This is a genomic window from Mesorhizobium sp. M7A.F.Ca.AU.002.02.1.1 (genome assembly GCF_003998535.1).
GTDB lineage: Bacteria > Pseudomonadota > Alphaproteobacteria > Rhizobiales > Rhizobiaceae > Mesorhizobium > Mesorhizobium ciceri.
In genome coordinates this window covers 1-6,290 of record NZ_RZPB01000342.1, presented here as the reverse complement: position 1 = coordinate 6,290, position 6,290 = coordinate 1, and the positions used below count along the sequence as shown (strand labels likewise).

Annotated in this window: 8 protein-coding genes and 1 tRNA gene; all 9 read left to right on the top strand. The window is 61.9% G+C overall.

Annotated elements, in window-relative coordinates; all coding sequences use genetic code 11:
* The first annotated feature begins 36 nt into the window (after positions 1 to 36).
* Positions 37 to 1,677 (top strand): hypothetical protein, encoded by a 1,641-nt coding sequence (locus EN879_RS20355; RefSeq protein WP_063168073.1) that lies wholly within the window; start codon positions 37 to 39, stop codon positions 1,675 to 1,677.
* A 102-nt stretch (positions 1,678 to 1,779) separates the two neighbouring features.
* On the top strand, positions 1,780 to 2,262 hold the full coding sequence (locus EN879_RS20350) for a group II truncated hemoglobin (protein ID WP_024505637.1): 483 nt from the start codon (positions 1,780 to 1,782) through the stop codon (positions 2,260 to 2,262).
* A 29-nt stretch (positions 2,263 to 2,291) separates the two neighbouring features.
* Positions 2,292 to 2,843 (top strand): putative glycolipid-binding domain-containing protein, encoded by a 552-nt coding sequence (locus EN879_RS20345; protein ID WP_063168072.1) that lies wholly within the window; start codon positions 2,292 to 2,294, stop codon positions 2,841 to 2,843.
* An 80-nt stretch (positions 2,844 to 2,923) separates the two neighbouring features.
* A tRNA-Trp gene (locus EN879_RS20340) sits at positions 2,924 to 2,999 on the top strand.
* 394 nt (positions 3,000 to 3,393) lie between these two features.
* Entirely contained in the window at positions 3,394 to 3,597 is a 204-nt protein-coding gene (gene secE / locus EN879_RS20335; RefSeq protein WP_013531408.1) for a preprotein translocase subunit SecE, read from the top strand.
* Between the two features lie 27 nt (positions 3,598 to 3,624).
* A complete protein-coding gene (nusG, locus tag EN879_RS20330; protein WP_013531409.1) occupies positions 3,625 to 4,152 on the top strand; it encodes a transcription termination/antitermination protein NusG in 528 nt (175 codons plus the stop codon).
* Between the two features lie 158 nt (positions 4,153 to 4,310).
* A complete protein-coding gene (gene rplK / locus EN879_RS20325) occupies positions 4,311 to 4,739 on the top strand; it encodes a 50S ribosomal protein L11 (RefSeq protein ID WP_013531410.1) in 429 nt (142 codons plus the stop codon).
* Positions 4,740 to 4,743: 4 nt separating this feature from the next.
* Positions 4,744 to 5,442 (top strand): 50S ribosomal protein L1, encoded by a 699-nt coding sequence (rplA, locus tag EN879_RS20320; RefSeq protein WP_013531411.1) that lies wholly within the window; start codon positions 4,744 to 4,746, stop codon positions 5,440 to 5,442.
* A 393-nt stretch (positions 5,443 to 5,835) separates the two neighbouring features.
* On the top strand, positions 5,836 to 6,290 hold a 455-nt coding region (gene rplJ, locus EN879_RS20315), incomplete at its 3' end, for a 50S ribosomal protein L10 (RefSeq protein ID WP_127274206.1).

Sequence of the window (6,290 nt, the reverse complement as noted above, 5' to 3'; positions counted from 1 at the left end):
CGTCTAGTATAGGTTGCATCAAGGGGCTTTTTCCAAATGGTTCCAAGGCGGTATTTTCATCGTCGGGCATTGTGGCCGCTGGCTCTGACCTGGCTGATTGCGCTGCTTGCCACAGGCCCGGCAGCCTTCGCGGCGGATGCGGCGCCGGATCTTGGGCCGACGATGCGGTTCGGCATTGTCCGCAGCAACGCAGCGGGGTGCGAGCCGATCTGTCCGGAATGGATATCGGCCGAGGGCTCCATAGAAGCCGGAACTCCGGCGCTCTTCAAACGCATGCTGAAGACGCTTGGCGGGCGGAAACTGCCTGTTGTCGTGGATTCTCCCGGCGGCAATGTCGAGGCGGCGCTGACGCTTGGCCGGCTGATCCGCAAGAACAAGCTCGATATCGCCATCGGCAAGACGGTGTTTTCCAGCTGCCAGCCCGACGCGAAGGGGTGCCAGGACCGTGACGCCCGCTACTTCGGCGATGTCATCGACTATGGCGCCATGTGCAATTCCGCCTGTCCTCTGATGTTTGCCGGCGGCATCAGGCGAGTGGCCGGCGAATGGGCCTATCTCGGCGTCCATCAGATCACCACGACCTACATCCGCACGAAATTGCAATACCGGACCACCTACCGGATCGTCGGGGGCAAGAAGAAGATCCTCAACACGAAGATCGTCAGCCGCAAGAACGCCGGCAGCTACAAGACCTACGAAATGAGCAAGTCGGTGGAGAAAAAGCTGGCGGCCTACCTGGACCAGATGGGCATCGAACAAAGCATGCTCGAAACGATGAAGGGCACCCCGGCCAGCGAAATCCACCAGATCGCCCTCGATGACATGCTGGCGATGAAGCTGGTCACCAGCACGGACGCCGTGGGCCTGTTGACCGCGGCGAGCCTGTGCGAACCCGGCCGCCTGGCCACGAATTGCCGGGAAGTGCCGGGGAACAAGCCTGATGGCCTGATGGCGACCGCGGCCAGGCCTACTCCGCCAGCGATCGAACCCGAGGCGGCGCGGCGCGATGAAGACATGCGCTTCGTTGTCGTTCGCGGCACCAATCCGCTCTGCAATCCAGACTGCCCGGAATGGATCTCGGCGGAAGGCGCGATCACCCCCCAGACCCCGCAGAAGCTGCGCCAGCTGCTCGCCACGCTCGGCAAACGGCAACTGCCTGTCGTGATCAGCTCGAAGGGAGGCGACCTGTTCAGCGCCCTGGCGGCGGGACGGCTTATCCATGAAAAGAAGCTCGACGTCGCCGTTGGCCGCACCGATTTCGTCGGCTGTGACCCAGGAGCGTGGAATTGCCTGGCCAAGGAGGGCGCCTATGCCGGGCTGAGCATCGATGCGGGCGTGGAGTGCGATTCGGCCTGCGCGCTCATGCTTGCCGGCGGCATCAGGCGGCTTGTCGGTCCCCAGGCGCGACTTAGCCTCTACCCGATGGGGCAAAAGCTGATGGTCAAGGCCTACCTGGAGGAGATGGCGATCAGTTCCGCCCTGTTCGCGGCGATCGAGCGGCGCTCGGTCGAGCGCCGGCTGGAACCCGACATGATGCTGAAGGTTGGCCTGACGACGAGCCTGCAATCGGTCGACGCGCTGACCGGCGCCACCATTTGCGAGGCGGTGCCAAGACCCGAGAATTGCCGGATCCGGCCTTCCGCCAATGCCGAGGCTGACGCGCCGGCCAAATTGTAGTGGGCGACGGAGCCCGAAACTGGCCATCGAGGCAGGTTGAGCCGCTTTCGATTTTTCCGCTATCGTCGCTGCTGGCGGCTTCAGGCAGGCGGAGGATCGAGAATGGGCCAGGATATCCCGACACTCTACGAATGGGCCGGCGGCAGCGAGGCTTTGAACCGGCTCACCCAGACCTTCTATGACAAGGTGGCGCAGGACCCGATCGTCGGGCCGGTGTTCAAGACCATGTCGCCGGATCACCCCGCCCATGTCGCGGCCTTCATCGGCGAGGTTTTCGGCGGACCGAAGACCTACAGCGAGCAGTTCGGCGGCCACCGCGAGATGGTCATGCACCATCTGGGCAAGCATCTGAGCGAAGAGCAGCGCCGCCGCTGGATCAGCCTCCTGGCCGATGCCGCCGACGCGGTCGGCCTGCCTGACGATCCGGAATTCCGTTCGGCCTTCATGGGCTATGTCGAATGGGGATCGCGCCTGGCCAAGATGAACTCCAATCTCGGCGAAACCTGCGATCCGCAGACGGAACCGATGCCGGCCTGGGGCTGGGGTGTGCCGGGCGGCCCCTATCAGCCACCGGGTACAAACTAGCGTCCAGTCGCCATGGAGGTGTTGGGCTGATGCCGGAAGATGTGAAGATCATACGTTGGCGCGAGTGGGACGGACCGGGTCTCGAACATTTGGTGCTGCAGGAGCGGGCAGGGGAGGTCTCGGCCGACTCTGTCGCAGTCTGCTCCGGGCAAACGCCTTTTGCCGTCCGTTACCGCATCGTTTGCGATGTCGGCTGGCACGCCAGGCGTGTCGTTGTCGATATGATCGGTAGCGGCCGCACGCTTGTTCTTGCCGCCGATGGCGATGGTCGCTGGACCAGGGACGGCCTGCCGATGCCGGAGCTCGATGGCATTTTCGATCCCGACCTGACCATCACGCCGTTCACCAACACGCTGCCGATCCGGCGATTGCAGCTTTCCGCCGGGCAGAGTGCCGAGATAACCACTGCCTTCATCGACTTCCCCGCCCTCACGGTCGTCGCCAACCCGCAGCGCTACACATGCCTCGAAGAGGGCAGGCGATATCTCTATGAATCGCGCGCCAGCGACTTCAGGCGGGAACTTGAAATCGACCGCAACGGGCTGGTTGTCGACTATCCCGATTTCTGGCGCAGAGGTTAAGGCGTGTTTGCATGCAAACCGCTCTTTACAGAGCGTGCGGAAGCTTTTAGGAAGCGCCTGCTGCGCCGACATGCGCACGTACGGGCATAGCTCAGTTGGTAGAGCGGCGGTCTCCAAAACCGCAGGTCGTAGGTTCGAGCCCTGCTGCCCGTGCCATTCCCTGAATGGCATTCAACCCAATGTCTCGCCGTTTCGGAATGGCGTTCAAAACGATATTTCCATGGTCCGGCCTTTGAAAATCGGCGACCCGCTTGCCATATAGGGTCGATTGGGGCATAAGAGCGCCATAGCCGGGACGGAACGACTGGATGGTTCCGAGGCGGTGTTTGGTCATAAAGCGGAGACTTGCCACTTGCGTGGATCAAGAATCGGTTTTATGTAGACGAAACAGACACGCGACGCGTGGAGCTGGGAAACCGGCTTTACGCGTCTGATTTGCATGGGCGAAATGATTGCGCTGATTCGGCGCGAAATTCGCTCAGGCGGCACGTCCCGGCCAGCGGGATCATCCAGGAGACCCGGCCAACGGGTCTTGAAGACAGAGCGGCATATGGCTTCGAAAACCACAAATCCTTTCGTCTTTCTCCAGCAGGTTCGCGCGGAGACCGCCAAGGTGACTTGGCCGTCGCGGCGCGAAACGATGATCTCGACGGTGATGGTTCTGGCCTTCGCAGTGATCGCGATGATCTTTTTCTTCACCGCTGATCAGCTCATGGGCCTCGCGGTCGAACAGATTCTGGGCATCGGACGCTAAGTCCGGCGATTACGGAGAAGTCTTGAAATGACCGCGCGCTGGTACATCGTCCACGCCTATTCGAACTTTGAAAAGAAGGTCGCCGAGGATATCGAGAACAAGGCCAAGCAGAAGGGCCTGTCTGCCGACATCCACCAGATCGTGGTTCCGACCGAGAAGGTCGTCGAAGTTCGCCGCGGCCGCAAGGTCGATGCCGAGCGCAAGTTCTTCCCGGGCTATGTGCTGCTGAAGGCCAATCTGACCGACGCCGTGTTCTCGCTGGTCAAGAACACGCCGAAGGTCACCGGCTTCCTGGGTGACTCCAAGCCGGTGCCGATCACCGAGGCGGAAGCGCAGCGCATCCTGAACCAGGTGCAGGAAGGCGTCGAGCGGCCCAAGCCCTCGGTCACGTTCGAGATCGGCGAAGCGATCCGCGTTTCGGATGGTCCCTTCGCGTCGTTCAACGGTTTCGTCCAGGAAGTGGACGAGGAGCGGGCGCGGCTCAAGGTGGAAGTTTCGATCTTCGGGCGCGCCGTGCCTGTCGATCTGGAATTCGGGCAGGTCGAAAAGGGCTGATCCGAAATCCCTGAAGCCGGTTTGGCGGTCAGGGGAGGCGGCGCGGAAGCGCGGCCTGAGAACGGTGGGAGACGAATGCGGCTTTAGCCGGCCGCATGGATCGCACCACCAGACTGCAACCGCCGGCATGACCGGCATAGACAAAGGCAGGAAAAGAGATGGCTAAGAAAATTGCAGGCCAGCTCAAGCTCCAGGTGAAAGCGGGATCGGCTACGCCGTCTCCCCCGATCGGCCCGGCGCTTGGTCAGCGTGGCATCAACATCATGGAGTTCTGCAAGGCGTTCAACGCGCAGACCCAGGAAATGGAAAAGGGATCGCCGGTTCCGGTTGTCATCACCTACTATCAGGACAAGTCCTTCACCTTCGTCATGAAGACGGCGCCGGTGAGCTACTTCCTGAAGAAGGCGGCGAACCTGACCTCTGGTTCCAAGGAGCCGGGCAAGGTCAAGGCCGGTACGGTTTCGCGTGACAAGGTCCGCGAGATTGCCACCGCGAAGATGAAAGACCTGAACGCAAACGACGTCGAAGCGGCCATGCGCATGGTCGAGGGCTCCGCCCGCTCGATGGGTCTGGAAGTGGTGGGCTAAGATCATGGCAAAGATTGCAAAGCGTGTATCGAAGACCCGCGAAGGCATCGATCCCAACAAGGCTTATGCCCTGGGTGATGCGCTGAAGCTGCTCAAGGACCGTTCCTCGGTGAAGTTCGATGAGACCATCGAAGTCGCCATGAACCTCGGCGTCGACCCGCGCCATGCCGACCAGATGGTCCGCGGCGTGGTCAACCTGCCGAACGGCACCGGCCGCTCGGTACGTGTCGCCGTGTTCGCCCGTGGCGACAAGGCCGACGAAGCGCGCGCCGCCGGCGCCGACATCGTTGGTGCCGAGGATCTGGTCGACATCGTCCAGAAGGGCACGATCGATTTCGATCGCTGCATCGCCACGCCGGACATGATGCCGCTGGTCGGCCGTCTGGGCAAGGTGCTCGGCCCGCGCGGCATGATGCCGAACCCGAAGGTCGGAACCGTCACCACCGACGTTGCCGCCGCCGTCAAGGCGTCCAAGGGCGGCGCCGTCGAGTTCCGTGTCGAGAAGGCTGGCATCGTCCATGCCGGCGTCGGCAAGGTCTCGTTCGACGTCAAGGCCCTGGAAGAGAACATCCGCGCCTTCGCCGATGCGGTGACCAAGGCAAAGCCGACTGGCGCCAAGGGCAACTACGTCAAGAAGGTGTCGGTCACCTCGACGATGGGCCCGGGCCTCAAGCTCGACGTCGCGACGCTCAACGCGTCCTGATACGAACATTTGGATCGGCCGCCAAGCGGCTGATCCGCAAGTGAATTCCGGACTTCCGACTTGTCGGCGGCCCGGTACCGGAAGCCGAAAGGTTTCCGGACATCCTGTCCGAGATTGCAGGCGGCCCAGAAGCCTTAATTCGATTTGGGCCTGCATGAGACGGGTGAAGACCGGACAACGGAGCGATTGCTCCAATGAAAGGTTCGAACCGTGTTTGCCTTTTGTCTGCGCATCGCCGGCTTGACTGTCGATGTGGCGAAAGGGGGCAGGATCCTCGAGCGTCGTTCGGGAGATCCGTTACTGGATGGCCCGGCCGACAAAAGGCAACCCGACGCCTGTCCTCGTCAATGGGATGTTCCCGTTAACAGGATTGGGGTCAACTGGAGATAGGCAGTGGACAGAGCGGAAAAACGCGAACTCGTCACGGGCCTGAACGGTGCGTTCTCGAACGCAGGTTCAGTGGTCGTGGCCCACTACGCCGGTATCACCGTCGCGCAAATGAACGACCTTCGGTCGAAAATGCGCGCTGCCGGTGGCACCGTCAAAGTCGCGAAGAACCGTCTCGCCAAAATCGCTCTTCAGGGCACGGACTCCGCATCGATCATCGAGCTGTTCAAGGGACAGACGCTGATTGCTTATTCGGAGGATCCGATTGCGGCGCCGAAGGTCGCGTCCGATTTCGCCAAGGGAAATGACAAGCTCGTCATTCTCGGCGGCGCAATGGGCACCACCTCGCTCAATGCCGACGGTGTGAAGGCACTCGCCACACTTCCGTCGCTCGATGAGCTGCGCGCCAGGCTGGTTGGCATGATCGCCACGCCGGCAACCCGGATCGCCCAGATCGTCAA

Coding starts and splice junctions, on each gene's coding strand:
- rplK (WP_013531410.1), top strand. CDS start 4,311: ATGGCTAAGAAAATTGCAGGCCAGCTCAAGCTCCAGGTGAAAGCGGGA.
- nusG (WP_013531409.1), top strand. CDS start 3,625: ATGACCGCGCGCTGGTACATCGTCCACGCCTATTCGAACTTTGAAAAG.
- EN879_RS20345 (WP_063168072.1), top strand. CDS start 2,292: ATGCCGGAAGATGTGAAGATCATACGTTGGCGCGAGTGGGACGGACCG.
- rplA (WP_013531411.1), top strand. CDS start 4,744: ATGGCAAAGATTGCAAAGCGTGTATCGAAGACCCGCGAAGGCATCGAT.
- secE (WP_013531408.1), top strand. CDS start 3,394: ATGGCTTCGAAAACCACAAATCCTTTCGTCTTTCTCCAGCAGGTTCGC.
- EN879_RS20350 (WP_024505637.1), top strand. CDS start 1,780: ATGGGCCAGGATATCCCGACACTCTACGAATGGGCCGGCGGCAGCGAG.
- EN879_RS20355 (WP_063168073.1), top strand. CDS start 37: ATGGTTCCAAGGCGGTATTTTCATCGTCGGGCATTGTGGCCGCTGGCT.